Source organism: Bradyrhizobium sp. AT1 (genome assembly GCF_001590795.1).
GTDB lineage: Bacteria > Pseudomonadota > Alphaproteobacteria > Rhizobiales > Xanthobacteraceae > Bradyrhizobium.
Window position 1 is genome coordinate 5917860 of record NZ_JXDL01000001.1, and the last position, 20933, is coordinate 5938792.

The following is a 20933-nucleotide window of genomic DNA, read 5'->3' on the forward strand; positions in this document are numbered from 1 at the left end:
TCTCCGCGAATCCAACTCTCACCGTGTTTGCCGAAGCAGCCCCTCACCCCAACCCTCTCCCCGTAAGAACGGGGAGAGGGAGAGGACCGGCTACAGCGTTCCCGGGAACGCGCCGCCATCCAGCAGGATGTTCTGACCGGTGATGAAGCCGGCCTTGGCACCGCACAGGAAGGCGCAGGCATAGCCGAACTCGTCGGGCAGGCCGAAGCGGCCGGCGGGATTGAGCTTGGCGCGCTCGGCCAGGATTTGTTGCGGCGTGACGCCACGCTTGTCGGCTTCGCCCTTCGCGGTGCTGGTCAGGCGGTCGGTCTCGAACGGGCCCGGCAACAGGCCGTTGATGGTGACGTTGTTGATCACGGTCTTGCGCGACAGGCCGGCGATGAAACCGGTGAGGCCGGCGCGCGCACCGTTGGAGAGGCCGAGGATGTCGATCGGCGCCTTCACCGCCGCCGAGGTGATGTTGACGATGCGGCCGAACTTGCGCGCCATCATGCCGTCAACCGTCGACTTGATCAGCTCGATCGGGGTCAGCATGTTGGCGTCGATCGCCTTGATCCAGTCGTCGCGGGTCCAGTTGCGGAAATCGCCGGGCGGCGGGCCGCCGGCATTGTTGATCAGGATGTCGGGCTCGGGGCAGGCCTTCAGCACCGCCTCGCGGCCTGCCGGCGTCGTGATGTCGCCGACGATCTCGGTGACGGTCACATCAGGATAGGCTTTCCGGATCTCGTCAGCCGTTTTCTTCAGTGCCTCGGCGCCGCGCGCGGTCAGCGTGACGTGTACGCCGGCCTCCGCAAGCGAGATGGCGCAGGCACGCCCGAGGCCCTTGCTGGATGCGCAGACGATGGCGCGGCGACCTTTGATCCCAAGATCCACTGTTTCACTCCCGTAAATGTCAGGCAGGTTTTCGATGGTGGTACTTTAGCCAATCGCGGCGCCGCTGATAAGGGACAGGCTCGCACCAAAATGCATGCGCTGGGGGCTAGCGATGCAAATGCGTTCTAGATCCGCTGTTCCTGCTTGAGGCGGTCGATCGCTGAGGCCGCTTCCGGCGGCAGCGATCTGAAGCCCATCTGCCCTGCCGTGGAGAACAGCGGCCGCAGATGCGAGCCGGCGAGAAACGGCGGCTGGCGATTGGCCGGCACGATCTGGTCGAACACCAGCACCAGCGTGGTGGCGACGAGCCCGACCCTGATGGCGCCGAGCGCTGCGCCGCCGAGCCGGTCGCCGATGCCGGCCTCGCCGATGGTGTCGTTCAGCGCGATGCGGCCGATATGCCCGAACAGCATGCCGACCACGACGAAGATGGCGAAGAACCAGATCCAGTTCTGCAGCAGTGGCGAATTCGGGTTGCCTGCGATTTGCGGCGCAATCAGCGGCATCAGCGCAACGGCGATCGGCGCGGCGAGGAGATAGGCGAGGATGGTCATGGCGCTGCGCAGCAGGCCGGTCCTGAAACCGAAGCCGACCGCGATGGCGAGCGCGGCATAGACTGCGAGATCGAAACTGTTCATGGAGCGCAACCTTGCCTTGATAAAGCAAGTTAACGCAAGTCCGATCATTCCGGTTTCAGATCGATAAAATCGTCTGTATCGAGGGCTCCAGCGCGACCCTACCGCTTCTCCCCCCTGATCATATCCACCGCCTTCTCCCCGATCATGATCGTCGGCGCGTTGGTGTTGCCGCCGATCAGCGTCGGCATGATCGAGGCGTCGACGATGCGCAATCGCTCGACGCCGTGCACCTTCAGCGCCGGATCGACCACGGCCATCGCATCCGTTCCCATCTTGCAGGTGCCGACAGGGTGATAGACGGTGTCGACGCGCTCGCGCAGGATGGCGCGGATATCGTCGTCGGTTTTCACGTTCGCCGTGAACATGTCTTTCTTTTGCAGCGCGCGGAGCGCGGGCGTCTCCATCAGCCGCCGGGTCGTCTTGAAACCTGCAACCATCCTCTCGACGTCCTCTTCCTCGCCAAGGAAGTTCGGATCGATCATCGGCGCTGCGAGCGGGTCAGCGCTTTTCAGCCAGACGCTGCCGCGGCTCTTCGGCCGGAGCAGGCAGACATGGCAGGAGAAACCCGCCTCCTTGTGCTTCTTGCGGCCGTGGTCGTCGAGCATCGCGATGACGAAGTGCAGCTGAATGTCCGGGACGTCTAGCTGGGCCTGCGTCTTCAGGAAGCCGCCGCACTCGGCGAAATTGGTCGTCATCAGGCCACGACGCTCGCGGCGGTATTGTTGGATCGCGCGGAGCAGGGACGGCAGCCGGCCGAGCGAGGAATGAACGAAGTGCGGATAGTCGGAGGCGTAGACGAACACGAAATCCGGATGGTCCTGCAGATTGCGCCCAACGCCCGGCAGATGATGCACGACGCCAAGACCATGCGCGCCGAGCGCATCGCCGTCGCCGACGCCCGACAGCATCAGCAATTGCGGTGACTGGAGGGCACCGGCGGCAAGGATCACCTCGCGCCGGGCGCGCAGCTGCTTGGTCTGCTTGCCTTGCATATATTCGACGCCGACCGCGCGGTTACCTTCAAACAGGATCTTGGTGGCAAGCGCGCCGGTCTCGACACGTAGATTGGCGCGCTTACCCTTGTGCGGATCGAGATAAGCGCGTGCCGCGCTCCAGCGCTCGCCATTGTGCTGCGTCACCTGGTAGCTGCCGAGCCCTTCGTGGTCCTCGGCATTGAAGTCGTCGCGGATGCGAAACTGCGCCTCGCGCGCCGCCTGTTGGAAGACGTCGTGGATCGGATTGGCTGTGCGCAATCTGTTGACATGCAGCGGGCCGCCCTTGCCGTGATACTCGCCGTCGAAATCGGCGTTGTTCTCGGAACGCTTGAAATAGGGCAGCACGTCCGCATACGACCAGCCTTCATTGCCGAGCGAGGCCCAGTGGTCGTAGTCCCATTTATGGCCGCGGATGTAGACCATGGCGTTGATCGCCGAGGAGCCGCCGAGGCCCTTGCCGCGCGGCTGATAGCCGATGCGGCCGTTCAATCCCTCCTGCGGCACGGTCTCGAAGGCCCAGTTGGCCGGGCTGTAGGGCAAGGCGAGCCCGAACGGCGTGGTGATCCGCCAGCTGTCGTTCCGTCCGCCCGCATCGAGCAACGCGACGGATGTCCCCGCATCCTCCGTCAGCCGCCCCGCCACGGTGCAGCCGCCCGAGCCCGCGCCCACGACGACGAAATCGAATGTGTCCGTCACTTGTTTCCCCCATTGATCGTCATTCCGGGGCGCGACGAAGTCGCGAACCCGGAATCCATGTCACGACATTGATGCCGATAGATGGATTCCGGGTTCGCTTCGCGCCCCGGAATGACTGTTACCTACGACATGAACCGCATCAGCTTCTCCAGCCGCGCGATCTTGCCGCCATAGGGCGGATAGAGGTCGGCGAGGCGGTTGAACTTGGAGCGGTAGAACACCGGCTTCAGCTTGCTGAACGTGCGAAAGCCCCATTCGCCGTGATAGGCCCCGGTGCCGGATGCGCCGACGCCGCCCATCGGCTGGTTGATTTGCGTGAAGTGAAACAGGCAGTCGTTGATGGTGACGCCGCCGGAGACGGTGCGCGCCAGCACCTCGTCGCGCGCGGCGCCGTCCTTGCCGAACCAGTACAGCGCCAGCGGCCGGTCGCGATGATTGATGAAATCGATGGCCTCCGCGGAATCGCGAATGCCGAGAATCGGCAACACCGGCCCAAAGATCTCCTCCTGCATCGCGGTCATCGCTGCGGTGGCACCGACGATCAGCGTCGGCGGGAATTTTCGGTGTGCCTTCCAGTTCGGATCGTCGGCTTTCGCCGGCTGCAGGATCTTTGCGCCGCGCTGCGCCGCATCCGCGACCAGGCCTTCGAGCCGCGCATAATGCCGGTCCGAGACGATCGAGGTGTAGTCTTTATTCGACGGATCGGTGCCGAACATCCGCCGCATGTGGGCGCGGACCTTCTCGGCAAAGGCCTGCAAGGACGGCTCCGGCACCAGCACGTAATCCGGCGCGATGCAGGTCTGCCCGGCATTGAGCAGCTTGCCGTAGGCGATGCGCTCGGCGGCTTCCTCGAGATCGGCCGAGGCATCGATGATCGCGGGCGACTTGCCGCCGAGCTCGAGCGTGACCGGCGTCAGGTTACGTCCCGCGGCCTCCGCGACCAGCCGCCCGACCCGGGTCGAGCCGGTGAACACGAGATGATCGAACGGCAGGCGCGCAAAGGCTTCCGCGATCCCGCCCTCGATGCCGGTAACGATCAGCTCCGCAGCATCGAACCTGGTTGCGACCGTCTCCTTCAGCAGCGCCGAAAAATGCGGCGTCAGCTCGCTCGGCTTGATGAGAACGCGATTGCCGGCGGCAAGCGCGCCGATCGCGGGCGCCAGCGTGAGCTGCAGCGGATAATTCCACGGCGCGATGATGCCGACGACGCCGAGCGGCTGCGGCATCAGCCGGTTGCGCGCGGGGAGGAATTGCAGTGCGGTCGCGATCCGCTGCGGCGCCATCCAGCTCTTCAGGTGCTTTGTGGCATGGCGGATCTCGGAGAACAGCAGCATGGTCTCGGCGATATTGGTCTCGACCGCCGAGCGGTGGCCGAAATCGGCCGAGATCGCCTGCCGGAAGCGCTCCTCGTTGTCGGCGACCACGCTGCGCAGCCGCGCCAGCCGGTCGAGCCGCTCGGCAAGGCCGGGCGCCGGCTCATCCCGCGACCGCGCGACCATGGCGTGGAAGGCCTCCTCCAGCGCTCCGACCGGGGCGCTCGTCAGGGATTTGTCCACGGCGTTCCCTCCCTCAAAGCGGCGTTTCAGCCTTAATCTTGTTGCCGCAAGCTGGCCCTTTGTGGAACTTCTGGCAAGAGCACAGGAAATCGGTCCATTCGCCTGTCATAAAGTCGAAAAAAACGTTCCCACAGCCCTTTCCAAAGCCACCCCACCTTGATACATACGCCCCGCACCCGATGGGCACTGCCCCGGGGTTGCCTTCCAAGGAAGCCTTTGGGACGGACGAGACAAGCCACGCGAACAGCGCCGGCCTCAACCGACCGTCCCCGGGATTTAACCGAAGGCAAAGCAAGTGTTTAACGCGGGGTGGAGCAGCCCGGTAGCTCGTCAGGCTCATAACCTGAAGGTCATAGGTTCAAATCCTATCCCCGCAACCAAATTCGGATTGACCGGATCCGAGACGAAAATGGCCCGCTTGATGCGGGCCATTTTTGTTTTAGGGATATCGCCGATTGTTTTGGAGAGTGATGCTTCCGAGCCACCAACTCGGTCGGTCTTACTGGGATTGCAGTCAGCGCGATTGCCCAACGTCAAGTTGGTCAAGTTGAGTGGCTTGCGGCCGTCTGGAGTTGCTGGCGGTCGGAAAGTCGGGTCACGGAAATTGCCGCTCTTGAGCGGGAGCGGCGCGCGCCCAGTGAACGCTGTGGCGCAAGCCGGCTGCCTGTCGGACGGAAGCCTTTGACGACGTGAGGCGCGAGCGATGTCGTCTTGGCGATCGACGCACGCCGTACGTCGGCCTTTGCCGCGAAAGCGACGGGACCGTCAAACTCGGCCAAGCTCATAAGCTGCGTTGGGTGCCGAGGCCGTCTAGACACAGCGTCTTTCCTCCGAATATCCTTGGCATGGAACCGGGTCTCCTTTGCAATTGGTACGGGTCGGTCAGGGGACGATGTACAGAGAATCTCGACGTCCGATGCGACGAGAGCGAATAGCCATCCTCGTCGCCGCTCTCGAAACACTCAATCTACTGGCAGGTACGCCTTCGGCACGAGCCCAGCAGGCCGCGCCGTATCCAGCCCATTTGTCGGTTCAACGTTATGGGTCCTTTGACAAAACTTGCGTTTCCTGGAGTGACGGCTGCGTCAGCTGTAAGGCGGGCCCTGACGAAAAGGCCATGTGCAGCAACATTGGAGTTGCTTGTCACCCCGGACCGATCGTGTGCAAGGATCGGGAGCGGAGTCCCGAGAAGGAAAAATAGGCCGTCTATGGGGGAGAGTTGTCGTGGTACCCTTCCTCGCAACTAAGCTATCGACCGCCTTGGTCAGTCTTTGTCATTAGAGATCGCGTATGGTTCGAGCTTTCTGCAGGAAGATTGTCGCTGTTGGCTTCTTCGCCCTTGTCCTCTCGTCGTCTGCTCTCGCACAAAAGACCATCAAGCTGGTTGAAAGCCCTGTGCCGCAGCTCAACGGGCCGCTCCAGGACAAAGATGTCTTGGGTGTAAAGCTTGGCATGTCGTTGGCCGAGGCGTCGCGAATTATGGGAGTGTCATCAGACAAGAAGGTTCAGCAGAATCTTGAATCGGTCACATGGACCAAAAACGAGCCGCCGATCCAAATTGCCATATCTTCCCAGCCCGCAATCGTAACGCTCGATTTGGCGGAGACGTATTCGGAAAATGGGATCTCGGCGAGCCACAGCATCAAAATCAACACGCTCCCGGTGTTCGTCGGAAACCCCGTTTTCCAGATCCAGCGGAAGGTCTCATACAACACGGTCGATCAAAACCCCGACCTTCAGACAGTCGTTGATGCGGTCCTGGCAAAGTACGGTCCCGCCTCTGACCAGAAATCGGATCAGGCGGGGCTGTATAGTACGCTCATTTTTGCTTGGCGCTTTACGAATGGGGTTTCGTCGAGCGGCAGCAGGTCGGTTGATAAAGCCGTGATCAATGGTCCGTTTCACAAGCGGCCTGATTGCATGGATAGTGCAAAATTCAACGGTTACGACACCATCCTCAAGGTCGTCATTCGGGCTATCGGCGGCCATGTCCACGAGATTCAAAGCGATCTCTTCGACGCCAATCTCTGTGCTGCGGGCATACAAGCCCTCAGGTCTCAGATGAACGATGCCATCGAAGCGGCTTTCGCAGAGGAAAAGGCCAGGCTGCAGCGCAATCCTCCGGCGGCGCCAAAGCTCTAAGGAGCGTCGACCGCTACGCGGCACGCATCTATCTTCGCGATGAAGTCCCCCTCCGCGCCTTCGGCGCCCGGCGCGGCAATGCCCACAGGTCGCCTGGTCCGCGCACGCCTCCATCGCGCGCTCTGAGTTCGAGCGGCTGAAACGGCTTCTGCGTCTGTCTGTCGACCATGTCATAGGTGAGCTCGCCGGGCGCGAAGCAGAATTCCTCGCCCCATTGCCAGAGCGCTACCAGGACCAGGTAGAGCTTCTTTCCCTTGGGGGTGAGGACATAGGCCTTGTAAGCGGTGCCGTCCGAAGCTGGAGCGGTGGCGAGGATGCCGTGCTCGACCAGCTTCTGCAGCCGGGCCGACAAGATGTTCTTGGCCATGCCAAGGCTTTTCTGAAGCTCACCGAACCGCCGCTTTCCGGCCAGCGCATCGCGGATGATGAGGAGCGACCACCAATCGCCGATCACGCCGAGCGAGCGCGCGATGGCGCAGGCCGCATCATCAAGGTTGGTCCGCTTGCCTTTCATCCATTGGCCTCGTCCGCCGCGGCGCCCACGGCGATGTGATGACATTTTGGTTGCAAATTTAAACCAGCCACATCATGTTGTCGATGGTTTTAATATGAAACCAGAATGAGAGACCCCGTCCCGCGGGCTTCCCGCCCAAACCAAGGATGACGCCATGACTTCCGCGCACTTGTTCGCCCCGCTCGAGCTCGGCCGCTACACGCTCGCCCATCGCGTCGTGATGGCGCCGCTCACGCGCATGCGCTCGACCGGCAATGTGCCGACGGACCTCGCCGTCGAATATTACGCGCAGCGCGCGTCATCCGGCGGGTTGATCATCACCGAGGCTTCGCAGGTCACGCCTTACGGACAGGGCTATCCGGCAACGCCAGGCATTCATTCCACCGAGCAGGTCGCGGGATGGAAGAAGATCACCGACGCGGTCCATGCCAAGGGCGGCGTCATCTTTCTGCAGCTCTGGCACACCGGTCGGGTGTCCCATTCGAGCTTCCAGCCGGGCGGCGTGCAGCCTGTCGCGCCGTCGGCGATCACCCCCGCGGGCAAGGCGTTCACGCCCTCGTTCGCGATGGTGCCGTTCGAGACGCCGCGCGCGCTCGATCTCGCCGAAATTCCGGGGATCGTCGAGGCCTACCGCGAAGGCGCGCGCAATGCGCTGGCTGCCGGCTTTGACGGTGTCGAGCTTCACGGCGCGAACGGCTATCTGATCGAGCAATTCCTTCACAGCAAGACCAATCAGCGCACCGACGCTTATGGCGGCTCGGTCGAAAACCGCTCCCGCCTGCTGATCGAGGTGATGACGGCGCTGGTCGAGATCTGGGGCGGAGACCGCGTCGGCGTCCGGTTGTCGCCCTTCGGCGTGGTCAATGACGCCGGCGAGGCGGACCCGATCGGGCTTTACAGCCACGTCCTGACCCGGCTTGCTCCGCTCGATATCGCCTATGTCCACCTGATCGAATCCCGCAACACCGATGCGGGGGAGGCCGGCGCGCCGCTGGCGATCAACGACCTGCGTCAGTTCTGGCCCGGCACCCTGATTCTCGCTGGCGGCTTCATCGGTCCGTCGGCCGATGCGGCGATCCGCGCCGGGCAGGGCGACGCCGTCGCCTTCGGGCGCCACTTCATCGCCAATCCGGATTTGCCGCGCCGCCTGCAGCTCGGCGCCGCGCTCAATCCCTACGATCGCGCGACCTTCTATGGCGGCGGCGCGCGCGGTTACGTCGACTACCCCGCGCTAGAGACGGCCGAAGCTGCGGAGTGAGTGCAATGAAAGTCGCGCAATTGCACCAGTATGGCGGCCCGGACGTTCTGCTCTACGAGGACGCGCTAAAGCCGGCACCCAGCGCCGGTGAGGTCCTGATCAAGGTCGAATCCGCGAGCGTCAATTTTGCCGATGTCGTCAGGCGCAACAACGATCCCTATCCGTTTCCGTCGCCGCTTCCGTTCATTCCCGGCAGCGAGGTCGCGGGCGTCGTCGAATCTCTCGGCGATGGTGTGACGACCATCCCGGTCGGAGCGAAGGTCTTTGCCTCGCTCGAAAATGGTGGGGCCGGGGGCTACGCCCAATATGCGGTCGCCAAGGTCGGCAAGGTCATTCCTCTCCCTGATGGCCTGACCCCGGACCAGGCCTGTTCGCTGGTGGTGGCCGGCATGACCGCATTTCAAACGCTTGCCGATTGTGCCCGGTTGCAGCCGGGCGAAACCGTTCTGGTGCAGGCGGCCGGGGGCGGTGTCGGCACCTACGCGGTGCAGCTTGCCAAGCTGCTGGGTGCCGGCAAGGTCATCGCCGCGGCCAGCACGGCCCCCAAGCGCGAGCTCGCCTTGAAGTTGGGAGCGGACGCCGCCATCGATTACACCAAGCCCGATTGGGTCAAGGAGGCGCGCGACCTCACCGCTGGCAAGGGCATCGACGTGGTGCTCGAAGCCACCGGTGGTGACGTTCTGAACCAGAGTCTTCAGGCCATGGGGCCATTCAGTCGCATCGTCGTCTACGGCGCGGCGTCGCGCGAACGCAAGCCGGTCAATCCCTACGCCATGCTTGGCCTCAATCAGTCGCTGATCACGTATTATGTTGGCGGCTGGTTTCAGTCACGGCCGCAACAAGCGATCGCCGCCTTGCAGAAGCTGATCGGCTTCATCAGGTCCGGCGAAATCGACGTTCAGATCGGCCACATCCTCCCCCTGAGCAAGGCGGCAGAGGCGCATCGGATCCTGGCCGAGCGGGCCAGTGCCGGCAAGATCATCCTGAAGCCTTGGGGCGAGGCCGTGTGAGGGCACATGTGCGGTCTCCGAGGGACCGCCAGCAACGCGGGCCGGCAAAGCGCCGGCTCGCGCCAGAGCAGGGCGTGACGTCGCCGAGCTTACCTCTCGGAGTGCTCCTGCCGAGCCTCTGCCGAGGCCTCGGCCTTCCGTGACTTGGTCGTGTAAGGGCAGACCATGGTCAGGTTCAGCAGCGTCGGCGCCTTGTCTTCACCATTGCCGTATTCCCAGACCAGACGGATTTCGTGCTGGTCGGAATTGGCGTCGTCCTGCTGGTGCTGCCGGATGTCCGCCTTCATCGGGATCGGCGGCTCCGAGTTGAAGCATTTGCGGATGGATGCATCCAGCAGCGCGCATTTCGTCGGCGGGACCACGACGCGCTCGTCGTTCGACAGCGGCGTTGTGTTGGGCTGCGCGGTGAGCTGAAGGCGGGCATGGCCGAGCGCCCTGAACCACACCTTGCCGCTGCCGTTCGGCCATGTGTCGAGCGGCGACAGGATCGGCTGATACTGGCCGTATTCCATCGTCTCGATGTCGATCTGCTTGGAGGCCTTCAGCCGGGCGACGCTCTTCTTCATGTTTTCGAGCGGGTAGTAGTTGGCATTCATCAGGTTCTTGTAATTTTGGTCGTCGTAAATTCCGCCCATCGATTTCTCCCGATCTTCGCCTGAACACTGGCACAAGTGCCGGCAAGATATTCCAAAGCAGCGCGGCCCACGATGAACCTCGCTTGTGCCCCAAGCTTACGCTGCCAACGCTATCATTCGTGAAGATGCGACGTCAACGAAGGCAACCTGAGAGCGACGTGGGGTGACCTTGCGGCGTTATTTCTCGGCCGCGCTGGCCAAACTCAGCGAGCCCTTAGCATCGCGCGAACGCGGCCCCCAGCGTGTAAACGCAACTGCTGCCCAAGAGAGAAGGCCGAGCAATATCATCGACGCGGCCGTCAGCATGAAGAAGCTCTCGGCCGTTGCCGCCTGTGATGTCAAATACCAGCCGCCAAGGATGATGAAGAGCAGGCGCGCCGTCTGCGCCAGCACGGGACCTAGCACGTCGCCAGAGCCTTGCGACGAGAAATACATCGCCGAGGCAAGCCCGATGAAAGCGTAGAACGGGGCAACGGTCCGCAGAAATTGCCGGCTGGCGGCATGCGCTTCGGCATTGTCGGTGAAGAGGCTAACCCAGGGATCCGGGAAGAGCGCGACCGCGCAAGCGAGCCCTCCGACCACAACGAGCGCGACAAGGCCGGTCGTCCAGGCAACACGGCGGGCTCGCGGGATGCGTCCCGCGCCGATCGCAACGCCGATCATCGGTACCGACCCGATGCCAACGGAGAAGGCAATGGTCGCAAGCACATATTCGAGCCGAGCGCCGATGCCATAGGCAGCGAGAACCGCGGTGCCGAACACGGCCAGCATATGGGTGAAGATGAGGTTGGTCAGCGCATTTTGCAGCGGGGAGAAGCAGGCGACCATGCCGACCTTGAGGATGTCGACAAACAAGGGCCGTTGCATGCGAAACCCGCGCAGCCGGGGAGTGATGCGGCCCCGGCCGGAGAACAAATACCAGGCCATGATCGCGATGTTGATCGAGAAGGCAATCAAAGTCCCTGCTGCGACTCCCGGCATCCCGAATCGCGGGATCGGTCCGAGGCCGAGACCGAGCGTGCCGCCCAGGATGGTTTGGCAAATCGCGGAGTTCACGATCATCAGCGATGGCAGTTTCATGTTGCCGGTGCCGCGCAGGATGCCCGCCATGATGTTGAGCAGCCAAGTGAGTACGGCGCCGCCAAAATAAACCTGGTTATAGGCGATCGCTTGCGCCAGCACGTTGCCGCGACCGCCGAGCAATTCCAGCAGCCGAGGACCTCCGGCCAGCATGCCTAGCATGAAGATGAGGCCAAAAATGACCGCGATCAGAAGTGCGTGGGTGGCTAGGCTTTCGGCGCGGTCGCGGTCATCCGCACCGAGCGCGCGGGCAATGGCGGAGGCTACGCCCCCACCCATGGCAGCCCCCGACATGCTCATGGTGAGCATGACGCAGGGAAAAACTAGCGCCATCGCAGCCAACGCCTCCACGCCGATCCGGCCGATGTAGGAAGTTTCGGCAATTGCGACGAACGTGCCGGCCGAGAACGCGATAGCATTTGGCCAGGCCAGCGAGAGCAATATGCGCAGGATCGGTCCGTCGAGCAGCGGATTTGCGGCTGGTTGCGCGGGCGGCGGCAACGGACCTCTCCTTTTCCTTTCTGATGAGGCGGATGCTTTGTATCGGAGGGCATTCGCCTCCCGGAGGCAGTTGGCGATCACTCCCGGTATGGGCAGACCATCGTCAGATTGAGCAGCGTCGGCTTGTCAGAGCCCTTCTTGTACTCCCACTCCAGTCGGATCTCGTGCCGGTGGGCATAAGCGTCGTTCGGCGCGTGGACGATGATGTTGGTTTTCATCGGGATCGGCGGCTCGGAGTTGAAGCACTTCCGGACGCAGGCATCGAGCAGGTCGCATCGGGTCAGCGGGATGACGCCGGGCTCGTCTCTGGACAGCGGGACGGTGTTCGGCTGGGTGCTGAGGTCGAGACGGGCCCGGCCCTTCTCCTTGTGCCAGTACTTGGCGCTTCCCTGCGGCCACTTCGAGGCGGGTGTCAGAATCAGATGGTATTGGCCGTATTCTAGGGTCGGCAGATCGATGTCGTCCGATGCCCTGAGCTTGGCGACGCTCTTCTTCATGTTCGCCAGAGGGTAGTAATTGCTGTTCATCAAGTCTCTGAACTGCTTGCCGTTGTAGGTTTTAGTGCCCATTGCCCCATTCCTATTGTGAATTCGTTGCCCCGGGAAACAACAAAAATTGCCGCCCAGCGGTGCCCTGGCGCGGCGAAAACTCATGCTTCATTACTGGTCGACTCTGGCAAAGTATCATCGGGGCCCCTGCTTCGTCCAGCAAGCCAGCAGTGTCGGGCCGCCCGGAGGGCTCATTGCGAACGAGTCTTCGACTGGTAATCTTACCCTTGGGGATGGCCGACCGTCCTCCTCAGACATTGAAGGCGCTCGGATGCATTGCTTGGCGTGTCAGTCGAAGATCGATCCGGATGACGGTCGGTGTCCGAGGTGCGGTGCCTTGGTAAATTGGCGGGGAGACCCAGAGAGCGAGCGCAGGTTCGTTACTATTCTTCGCGCCGACGTCGTGGATTCGACCGGATTGGTCGCCGAGCTGGAGCCGGAAGAAGCTGTCTCGCGGCTCGAGCCGGCACTTGCAGCCATGCGAGGAGCGGTGCGCCAGTTTGGTGGGATCGTCAGCAAGGAACTGGGGGACGGGCTGGCCGCTGTGTTCGGTGCGCCGATCGCCGACGACAATCACGCTCCGCTTGCGTGCCACGCGGCGATCGAGTTGGTCCGGCGCGTCGTCAGCCTGGGCGATCCGGACCTTCAGGTGCGCGTTGGCCTCCACTCCGGCCATGTGGTTGCATATATGGTCGCAAGCGAGTTCTCGAAGGTCTACGAAATAGGCGGTGCCGCGCAGCATTTGGCCGCGCGGCTGGAGTCGGCCGCCGAGGCAAATCAGATCTACGTATCCGAGGCTTGCCAAAAGCTTGCAGAAGGGCACGTTCGTTTCGACTTTCTTGGTCGGAAGGCCCTGCGCGGATTTAATGAACCGCTTCCCATTTACCGACTTCTAGGTGCCAGTGATCTTTCGAGCTGGCGGGTGCGGCGCGCGCGCAGCGTCTCGCGGTTTGTCGATCGCACGACAGAGCGGGCGCTGCTGTGGCGCGCTACGGAACGAACTGCGGAAAGCCGGCAAACGGTTCTGTTGATGGGCGATGCCGGCATTGGAAAGTCCCGGCTCGCACACGAATTTGTGCAGGACCTCCGGGCCGGCGGATGGCGGCTGATCAACGTCGAATGCAGCCCGAATCTACAAGGCGCGCCGTACAGTGCCCTCCAGCGCCTGTTGCTTTCGATCCTTGATGCTGCCGCGCAGGATTCGGACCGGTTGGATGATCCAAAAGGCGAGTTGCCGCTGATGCTCCAGCGAGCCCTCGATGCGGTTCTGGATCAGCCAGTCTCTGATCCGCAATGGGACGAATTGGGACCTTACGCGCGCGGGCGCGCGATCTTGGAAGCGAGTTGCGCGCTGGTCGAGAGTGCCGCCCGTCGCCGGCGTACTGTTCTTCTGATCGAGGATGTGCACTGGATCGATAGGGCCAGCGATGCGGTTGTTGCTGCGCTGGCCGCGCTGCAAAGCCCAGATTTGCTCGTGCTGCTGACGGCCAGGCCCAATGGAATGCCGGTGTGGATCGCGCGATGCCACGCGGAAATCGTCGCGATGCGCCCGCTCGATGACGAATCAGGACGGGCCATGCTCGCGGAGATGCTTGGTCCCTCTACGACGAACGGGGACCTGAAGAATCGCATTATCTCGCACACAGCCAATATTCCGCTGTTCATCGAGGAAGTCTGCCGCAATCTGAAGGACACCGGTGTGCTCCTTGGGCAGTGGGGCGACCTTTCCCTGGCACGCCCCGTCGACGAGCTCGGCATTCCCAGCAGCATTCAAGGCGTTATCGCGGCGCGGCTGGACAGGGTGTCACGTCAGGAACGGTCGCTTCTCCAGGTCGCTGCGGCGCTCGGGCCCCGAACCAGCCAGGCGATCTTGCGGAAAGTCGCGGCCCTGCCGGAAGACGTCCTGCAGGATTGCCTCAGCGCACTCGATCGCGCCGAGCTGCTGGTCCGGATCGATAGCGAGTTGGAGGACTCGCTCGAATTCCGGCACGAGATGGTCCGGCAAGTGACCTACGATTCCATGGTCGAAAAGGTGCGCGAAGCCATACATGCCGGCATTCTGTCGGCGTTGGAGGCTGACGAGACATGGGCCGATGGCGCGGACACGCTGTGTTACCACGCGGTGCGGGCAAAGGATTGGCAGAGGGCGTTTCGCCACGGCAGGGGAGCCGCGCAGAAATGTTTGGCTCGCTCGGCGTTTGCCGATGCCGCCAACTATTTTGTTATCGCGATGAATTCTTTGGACAGGACGGATCTGACGCGTTCGCGGGAGGCAAGCGCCATTGACCTGCGACTAGAGGCGCGCTTGGCGTTCATGGCATCCGGTCAGGTCTCCGATTGGCTGGATTACGGAAAGGAAGCCGAGCGGCGCGCCAACGAGATCGATGATATCGAGCGTAAGGTCGCTGCGATGACGGTCTCGGCTGCTGCTCAAAACTTCTACGGTACGCCTGCAGAGGCAGTTGCGATCGGCGAAGAAGTCATCGTCCTCGCCAAGGAGTCGGGCAATCTCGGGTGGCTGAATGCCGCCGAATATGGTCTTGGCCAAGCTTATTTTCTCGCGGGGCGCTATCGAGAGGCGGAGCGAGCATTTGCACGAGTCCATGCCCAACTGCAGGGGCAGGATGCCTGTCCGCCGATCGGAACGCCCCCGAAATATACACTCCTCCTCTGCTGCATGATGAACAGCATCACCCACACCGTGATGGGCGAACTCGATGCCGCCGGGCAGCTCCAGCAACAAGCGGCCGCGATCGCCGAGGAGACCGGCCGTCCCTACGACCGCGTCGCCGCCGCTTACAGCGGTGGCTGGCTGAAGCTTGGCCGGGGCGAGCCGGCGGCGGCCGCCGCCATTCTCGAAGAGGGTTTTGTGTTGGCGCAGAAGCACGGCATCCGGCTGTTCGTGCCGGTGCTCGCCTGCCAGCTCGGCATGGCCTATCTGGAGCAGGGGCTGTTCGAGCGGGCGCGCGGCATGCTGACCGAGGCGCGCGAGGAGGCGAAGGCGGTCGGCTATACCTCGGCGGTGCTGCGCAGCTCGATCTACCTTGCGCTCGCGACCTCTCGCCTTGGCGATGTCCAGACCGCGCAGAACATGCTCCGCGAGGCGCGCAACACCGCCCGCCAGCAGGGGTTTTCAGGCCTCGAGGCCGAGGCCCTGTTCGGCGAAGCCGTCGTGACGCCCGTGACCTCCGAGGGCAACGAGGCGGCTATCCTTGCGTCCTTGCGCGGGACAATCGCGATCGCGTCCGAATGCGGCGCGACGCCGCTTCGGAGCAAGGCCGAGGCGATGCTGAACCAGGTGCTGGCGCGGGACGACCAGTCCACCTGACCTTTGCTCGTCGTTGGCGTGCGATCATACCGTTGCGCCGATTTTTCTGCCCGACGGGTCATTTGAGTTTCGTAGCGCAAGCAAGCCCTTACGAGATCGCCTCTACTGTGCATGGGGTTGTTTTCGCGTTTTTGACAGCGCGGCCCCCGTGCCTCACGCCAGAAACGCGCGGAACCGGCGCAGCGCGATCACGAAGAAGACGCCGCCGATCACCGCGAGCGCGACGAGCTGCGGCCACACCGCCTCCAGGCCCGCGCCGCGGAACAGGATCGCCTGGGCGAGCATCACGAAATGCGTGTTGGGCGCCGCCAGCATGATGTCCTGGACGAATTGCGGCATGCTCTCGCGCGGCGTCATGCTGCCCGACAGGGTTTGCAGCGGCAGCAGGATCATGATCAGCAGCAGCCCGAACTGCGGCATCGAGCCGGCGACGGTGGCAAGAAAGATGCCCATGCTGGTGGTCGCAAACAGCATCAGTGCGGCGCCGACCAGAAACAGCGCCAGCGAGCCGTCGATCGTGACCGCCAGCCATCCCTTGACGACGAAGGCGATCGACAGCGCCGAGGCGACCAGCACCACGGCGCCCATCGACCAGACCTTGCTCACCATGATCTCCAGCGGCGTGACCGGCATCACCAGCAGATGCTCGATCGTGCCGTGCTCGCGCTCGCGGATCAGCGCCGCGCCGGTCAGGATGATCGAGAGCATGGTGATCGAGGTGATCACGTGGTCGATGGCGCCGAACCAGGATTTCTTCAGTTCCGGATTGAACCGCGCCCGCAGCGCGAGCTCGACCGGCGTGGTCTGCGCACCGCGCGCATGCGCCAGAAACTCCGCGATTTCCGCGCTGACGATCTGCTCGACATAGCCGCCGCCGTTGAACGCCTGCGAGATGCGCGTCGCATCGATGTTGAGCTGGATCGTGGGCGATTTGCGGGCCAAGAGGTCGCGCTGGAAGTCCGGCGGGATGTCGAGTGCGAAGGTGTCGAGGCCGGCGTTCATTCTCCGGTCCATCTCATCCTGCGAGATCAGGCGTGGCGCAGAGAAATAAGGCGCCGTGAACGCCATCTCGATGCGGGTCGAGATTGGCGAACGGTCTTCGTCGACGACAGCGATGGCGGCGTGGTTCAACGTTTCGGGCAGCGCCTTCGCGCCGGCATAGACCGCCAGCGTGAAGGAATAGACGATCAGCACGAGCAGCATGGGGTCGCGGACGAGGCCGCGCAGTTCCTTGACGCCGAGCTGGAATACGTTGTCGAAGCGCATGGTCAGCGGGCCTGTTTCTTCAGCAGCATCGTGCCGGCGATCACCAGGACGGGGACCATGATGGCGAGCGCCAGGAGATCGTTGTGCAGGGTGTCGAACGCCAGGCCCTTGGAGAAGGTGCCGCGCGAGATCGTGACGAAATAGGTCGTGGGGTAGAGCCGCCCGATCACCGCGCCCGCGCCCTGCAGCGACGACACCGGATCGATCAGCCCGGAATACTGGATCGCCGGGATCAGCGTGATCAGCACCGTGCCGAACAGGGCCGCGATCTGGCTGTTCATGAAGGCCGAGATCACCAGCCCCATGCCGGTCGTCGCCGTGACGTAGAGCAGCGCGGCGAGCGCGTAGGTCGGAAAGCTCCCGGTGAAGGGCACGCGAAAGACGGCGAGGGCAAAGCCGACCAGGAGCAGGAAGTTGGCGAACGCCAGCACCACATAGGGCAGCTGCGTGCCGAGCAGGAATTCCAGCCGCGTCACCGGTGTGACGTAGAAATTGACGATCGAGCCGAGTTCCTTTTCGCGCACCACCGCGAGCGCGGCGAGCACCGCCGGAATCATGATCAGCAGCAGCGGGATGATGCCCGGCGCCATGGCGACGACGCTGATGACATCGGGGTTGTAGCGGTAGCGCAGCTGGAGCTGGTAAGAGCCGGCGATCGCCGCCTCGCCATAGAGCTCGCGGCCCTTTTGGGCAAGCCATGTCGCGTGGATCGCCTGCGCATAGGAGCGCAGCGTTTCGGCCCGGGTCGGATTGGCGCCGTCGACCCAGGCGCCGATCTCGACATGGCGGCCCCGGCTGACGTCGCGGCCGAAGCCGGGCGGCAGCTCGATGGCGAGGCCGATCTCACCGGCGCGCATGCGGCGGTCGAGGTCGCCATAATCCGTGATCGGCCGCTTCTGGGTGAAGTAGCGCGAGCCCGCGATCTGGAGGCTGTAGTCGCGGCTGATCGCGCTGTCGTCGCGGTCGAGCACGGCGAAGGTCAGGTTCTCGACGTCCATGCTGATGCCGTAGCCGAGCACGAACAGCAGCAGCACGCTGCCGAGGATCGCGAGCGTGGCGCGGATCGGATCGCGCCGCAGCTCGAGCGTCTCGCGCCGGGAATAGGCGAGCATGCGCGTCGGATTGAACGCCGCGCTGCGCTTGCGTGGCGCCGCCGTCGTCTCGGTTGCCACGGCCGGGGCGTCCGCCGGCTGGCTGGCCGGCTCCGGCGTGTCCGCGATCGCCTCCTCCAGGCAGGCGATGAAGGCCTGCTCCAGCGTGGCGGTGCCGCGCGCAGCCACGATCGCCGCGGGCGTGTCCGATGTCAGCACCTTGCCGGCATGCATCAGCGAGATCCGGTCGCAGCGCTCGGCCTCGTTCATGAAATGGGTCGAGACGAAGATGGTGACATTGTCCTTGCGCGAGAGCTCGGCGAGGATTTGCCAGAAGCCGTCGCGGGCGACCGGATCGACGCCGGAGGTCGGCTCGTCGAGGATGAGGATGTCGGGCGCGTGGATCATGGCGACCGCCAGCGACAATCGCTGCCGCAAGCCCAGCGGCAGCGCGTCGGGCAGGGAATCGGCGACGTCGGCGAGATCGAACCGGGTGATCATCTCGCTGATGCGCGGGGCAATGGTCTCCGCCGGCAGCTCGAACAGGCGCGCATGCAGATCGAGATTTTGCGCGACCGTGAGCTCCGAATAGAGCGAAAAGCCCTGCGACATGTAGCCGATGCGCCGCCGCACCGACATGTCGCCGGCATCGATGGTGTTGCCGAACAGCCGCGCGGTGCCCTCGCTCACCGGCAACAGGCCGGTGAGCATTTTCATCGTGGTGGTCTTGCCGCATCCGTTGGAGCCGAGGAAGCCGAAGATCTCGCCCTTCCTGATGCGGAAGCTGACGTCGTCGACGGCGACGAAGCCGTTGAACCGCCGGGTCAAATGATCAGCCTCGATCGCGATCTCGTCATGGCCCTCGCCGCGCGGCGGGATGACGACCTCGGTATGGTTGCCGCGATCGGCTTCGGGCAAGAGGCGGATGAAGGCCTCGTCGAGCGTATCGGCCCCGGTCTGCTGCTTGAGCGCGGCCGGCGTTCCGGTCGCCAGCACGCGGCCGGCATTCATCGCGATCAGGAAGTCGAACTGCGCGGCCTCTTCCATGTAGGCGGTCGAGACGATCACGCTCATGCCGGGCCGGCCGGCGCGGATCGAGGCGATCAATTCCCAGAATTGGCGCCGCGACAAGGGATCGACACCGGTGGTCGGCTCGTCCAGGATCAAGAGCTCTGGATCATGAATCAGGGCGCAGCACAGGCCGACCTTCTGCTTCATGCCGCCGGAGAGCTTTGCCGCGGGCCGGTCGGCGAAGGGCGTCAGCCCGGTGTCGCGCAGCAGGCCGGCGATCCGCCTGTTCCGCTCCGCCTTGTCGTGTCCGAACAGCCGGCCGAAGAAATCGATGTTCTCGAACACCGACAGCGTCGGATACAGGTTCTTGCCGAGCCCCTGCGGCATGTAGGCGATATCAGGACACACGTTGCGGCGATGGCGCGAATTCGCCATGTCGCCGCCGAGCACTTCGATGCGCCCCTGCTGGATCGCGCGGGCCCCGGCGATCAGCGAGAGCAGGCTGGATTTGCCGACCCCATCGGGGCCGATCAATCCGACCATGCAGCCGGACGGCAGGTCCAGCGTGATGGCCTCCAGCGCGCGGGTCTTGCCGTAGCTCAAGCCCACGCCGTCGAGATGCACCACGCTGCCGCGCCCGGCAGCTGGCTCGGCTGCGGCCGTCGTGCTCATCTCGTCAGCTTGATGGTGAGATTGCCGGGCCATTGCGCGGCCGGATCGAGCTGCACATAGGCCATGCCGGGCAGGCCGGTCTTCACATGCTCGATGTGCTGGCGCAGCAACTCGGGTGCGATATGCGCCTTGATCCGGAACATCAGCTTCTGACGCTCCTCCTCGGTCTCGACGGTCTTGGGTGTGAATTGGGCGACGTCGGCGACGAAGGTGGCCTTGGCGGGGATCACATATTGCGGGATGGCGTCGAGCACCAGGCGAACCTCGGCGCCGATCGCGACGCGGCCGGCATCGGCCGTCGGCAGGAAGAACGTCATGTAGACGTCGCCGAGATCGACCATGTTGAGAACGCGGCCGCCGGCAGCAAGCACCTCGCCGGGCTGCGATACCCGATACTGCACGCGGCCGTCGCGCGGCGCCTTGAGTACGCTGTCGTTGAGGTCGGCATTGATGCTTTCGATCGCGGCCTTTGCGGCATCGACCGAAGCGCCGGCGTCGATCACCATCGCGCGCGCGGAGCTGATCGCGGCCTCGGATGCTGCGACCTGGGCGTGGGACGCGGCGAGCGCCGCCTTTGCGGTGGCGTTGGCGGAGCGGTCGTCGTCGAGGACCTGCTGCGACACCGCGCTCGTCTTGATCAATTGTTCGGAACGATCGAGCTTGCGGCTCGTGCTGTCGAGCTGCGCGACGCGCTGGTCGACCACGGCCTCCGCGGCCTTGCGCTCGGCCTCGCGCTGGTTCACCAGGCTCTTTGCGGTCTCGACGTTGATGGTTGCGCGCTGGAGCTGCGCTTCGGCCTGGCGGCGCTGGGCCTGCAATTGCTCGGTGTCCATGCGCGCCAGAACCTGGCCTGCACGGACGAAGTCGCCTTCCCCGACCAGGATCTCGCGAATCCGTCCCGGAGTCTTGGTGGCGATATCGATTTCGACCGCTTCGATGCGGCCATTTCCGCGGGCGAAGCCTGCCGGCAGCGTGTTGGTATCGCGGTGCTGCCAATAGTAATAGCCGCCGCCTGCAACGAGCACGGCGATCGCGGCGATGACGCGACCCGGAGTGAAGTTCATCTGTTCAAAACGCCGTGAAACGGCGCCCACTGTTGAGAAACGCGCGCCCAGCCGG

At 63.7% G+C, this 20933-nt stretch carries 15 protein-coding genes and 1 tRNA gene; 5 read left to right on the forward strand and 11 right to left on the reverse strand.

The genetic code is table 11. The features are described from left to right. Nucleotides 1-90: 90 nt before the first annotated feature. The 4 genes from SE92_RS27435 to SE92_RS27450 form a co-directional block, all read right to left on the reverse strand. Nucleotides 91-873, reverse strand: coding sequence for an SDR family oxidoreductase (locus SE92_RS27435; RefSeq protein WP_063200481.1), 783 nt, complete (start codon nucleotides 871-873; stop codon nucleotides 91-93). 125 nt (nucleotides 874-998) lie between these two features. Continuing rightward, nucleotides 999-1511, reverse strand: a complete 513-nt coding sequence (locus SE92_RS27440) for a CvpA family protein (RefSeq protein ID WP_063200483.1) — start codon at nucleotides 1509-1511, stop codon at nucleotides 999-1001. 98 nt (nucleotides 1512-1609) lie between these two features. Further along, nucleotides 1610-3202 (reverse strand): GMC family oxidoreductase, encoded by a 1593-nt coding sequence (locus SE92_RS27445; RefSeq protein ID WP_063200486.1) that lies wholly within the window; start codon nucleotides 3200-3202, stop codon nucleotides 1610-1612. Nucleotides 3203-3324: 122 nt separating this feature from the next. After that, nucleotides 3325-4701, reverse strand: a complete 1377-nt coding sequence (locus tag SE92_RS27450; RefSeq protein ID WP_502686799.1) for a coniferyl aldehyde dehydrogenase — start codon at nucleotides 4699-4701, stop codon at nucleotides 3325-3327. Between the two features lie 360 nt (nucleotides 4702-5061). On the opposite strand from SE92_RS27450, the gene SE92_RS27455 reads away from it, so the two are divergent. Together SE92_RS27455 and SE92_RS27460 are read left to right on the forward strand one after the other, a co-directional pair. Continuing rightward, nucleotides 5062-5138 (forward strand) — tRNA-Met (locus tag SE92_RS27455). A gap of 910 nt (nucleotides 5139-6048) precedes the next feature. Then, a complete protein-coding gene (locus SE92_RS27460; protein ID WP_063200491.1) occupies nucleotides 6049-6900 on the forward strand; it encodes a hypothetical protein in 852 nt (283 codons plus the stop codon). A gap of 28 nt (nucleotides 6901-6928) precedes the next feature. On the opposite strand, the gene SE92_RS27465 is transcribed toward SE92_RS27460, so the two are convergent. Further along, nucleotides 6929-7414 (reverse strand): winged helix-turn-helix transcriptional regulator, encoded by a 486-nt coding sequence (locus SE92_RS27465; protein ID WP_063200494.1) that lies wholly within the window; start codon nucleotides 7412-7414, stop codon nucleotides 6929-6931. A gap of 154 nt (nucleotides 7415-7568) precedes the next feature. On the opposite strand from SE92_RS27465, the gene SE92_RS27470 reads away from it, so the two are divergent. Both SE92_RS27470 and SE92_RS27475 read left to right on the forward strand, forming a co-directional pair. Continuing rightward, nucleotides 7569-8672 (forward strand): alkene reductase, encoded by a 1104-nt coding sequence (locus SE92_RS27470; RefSeq protein ID WP_063200497.1) that lies wholly within the window; start codon nucleotides 7569-7571, stop codon nucleotides 8670-8672. A 5-nt stretch (nucleotides 8673-8677) separates the two neighbouring features. Next, nucleotides 8678-9682, forward strand: coding sequence for a quinone oxidoreductase family protein (locus SE92_RS27475; protein WP_063200500.1), 1005 nt, complete (start codon nucleotides 8678-8680; stop codon nucleotides 9680-9682). A gap of 89 nt (nucleotides 9683-9771) precedes the next feature. Here SE92_RS27475 and SE92_RS27480 read toward each other — a convergent pair whose 3' ends face one another. From SE92_RS27480 to SE92_RS27490, 3 genes are all read right to left on the reverse strand, one after another. Continuing rightward, a complete protein-coding gene (locus SE92_RS27480; RefSeq protein WP_063200503.1) occupies nucleotides 9772-10317 on the reverse strand; it encodes a hypothetical protein in 546 nt (181 codons plus the stop codon). Nucleotides 10318-10494: 177 nt separating this feature from the next. Beyond that, nucleotides 10495-11898, reverse strand: coding sequence for an MATE family efflux transporter (locus SE92_RS27485; RefSeq protein WP_245324719.1), 1404 nt, complete (start codon nucleotides 11896-11898; stop codon nucleotides 10495-10497). 77 nt (nucleotides 11899-11975) lie between these two features. Beyond that, complete coding sequence (locus SE92_RS27490) at nucleotides 11976-12467, reverse strand: hypothetical protein (RefSeq protein WP_063200506.1); 492 nt, start codon at nucleotides 12465-12467, stop codon at nucleotides 11976-11978. Between the two features lie 250 nt (nucleotides 12468-12717). Between SE92_RS27490 and SE92_RS27495 the strand changes: the two genes are divergently transcribed. Further along, complete coding sequence (locus SE92_RS27495) at nucleotides 12718-15774, forward strand: ATP-binding protein (protein ID WP_063200509.1); 3057 nt, start codon at nucleotides 12718-12720, stop codon at nucleotides 15772-15774. A 153-nt stretch (nucleotides 15775-15927) separates the two neighbouring features. Here SE92_RS27495 and SE92_RS27500 read toward each other — a convergent pair whose 3' ends face one another. The 3 genes from SE92_RS27500 to SE92_RS27510 are packed head-to-tail and all read right to left on the reverse strand — an operon-like array spanning nucleotide 15928 to nucleotide 20878. Beyond that, complete coding sequence (locus SE92_RS27500; RefSeq protein WP_063200512.1) at nucleotides 15928-17040, reverse strand: ABC transporter permease; 1113 nt, start codon at nucleotides 17038-17040, stop codon at nucleotides 15928-15930. 2 nt (nucleotides 17041-17042) lie between these two features. Then, nucleotides 17043-19814, reverse strand: coding sequence for a ribosome-associated ATPase/putative transporter RbbA (rbbA, locus tag SE92_RS27505; protein WP_063200514.1), 2772 nt, complete (start codon nucleotides 19812-19814; stop codon nucleotides 17043-17045). Beyond that, nucleotides 19811-20878 (reverse strand): HlyD family secretion protein, encoded by a 1068-nt coding sequence (locus SE92_RS27510; protein ID WP_063200517.1) that lies wholly within the window; start codon nucleotides 20876-20878, stop codon nucleotides 19811-19813. Before SE92_RS27510 ends, rbbA begins: the two co-directional genes overlap by 4 nt. Nucleotides 20879-20933: the final 55 nt, after the last annotated feature.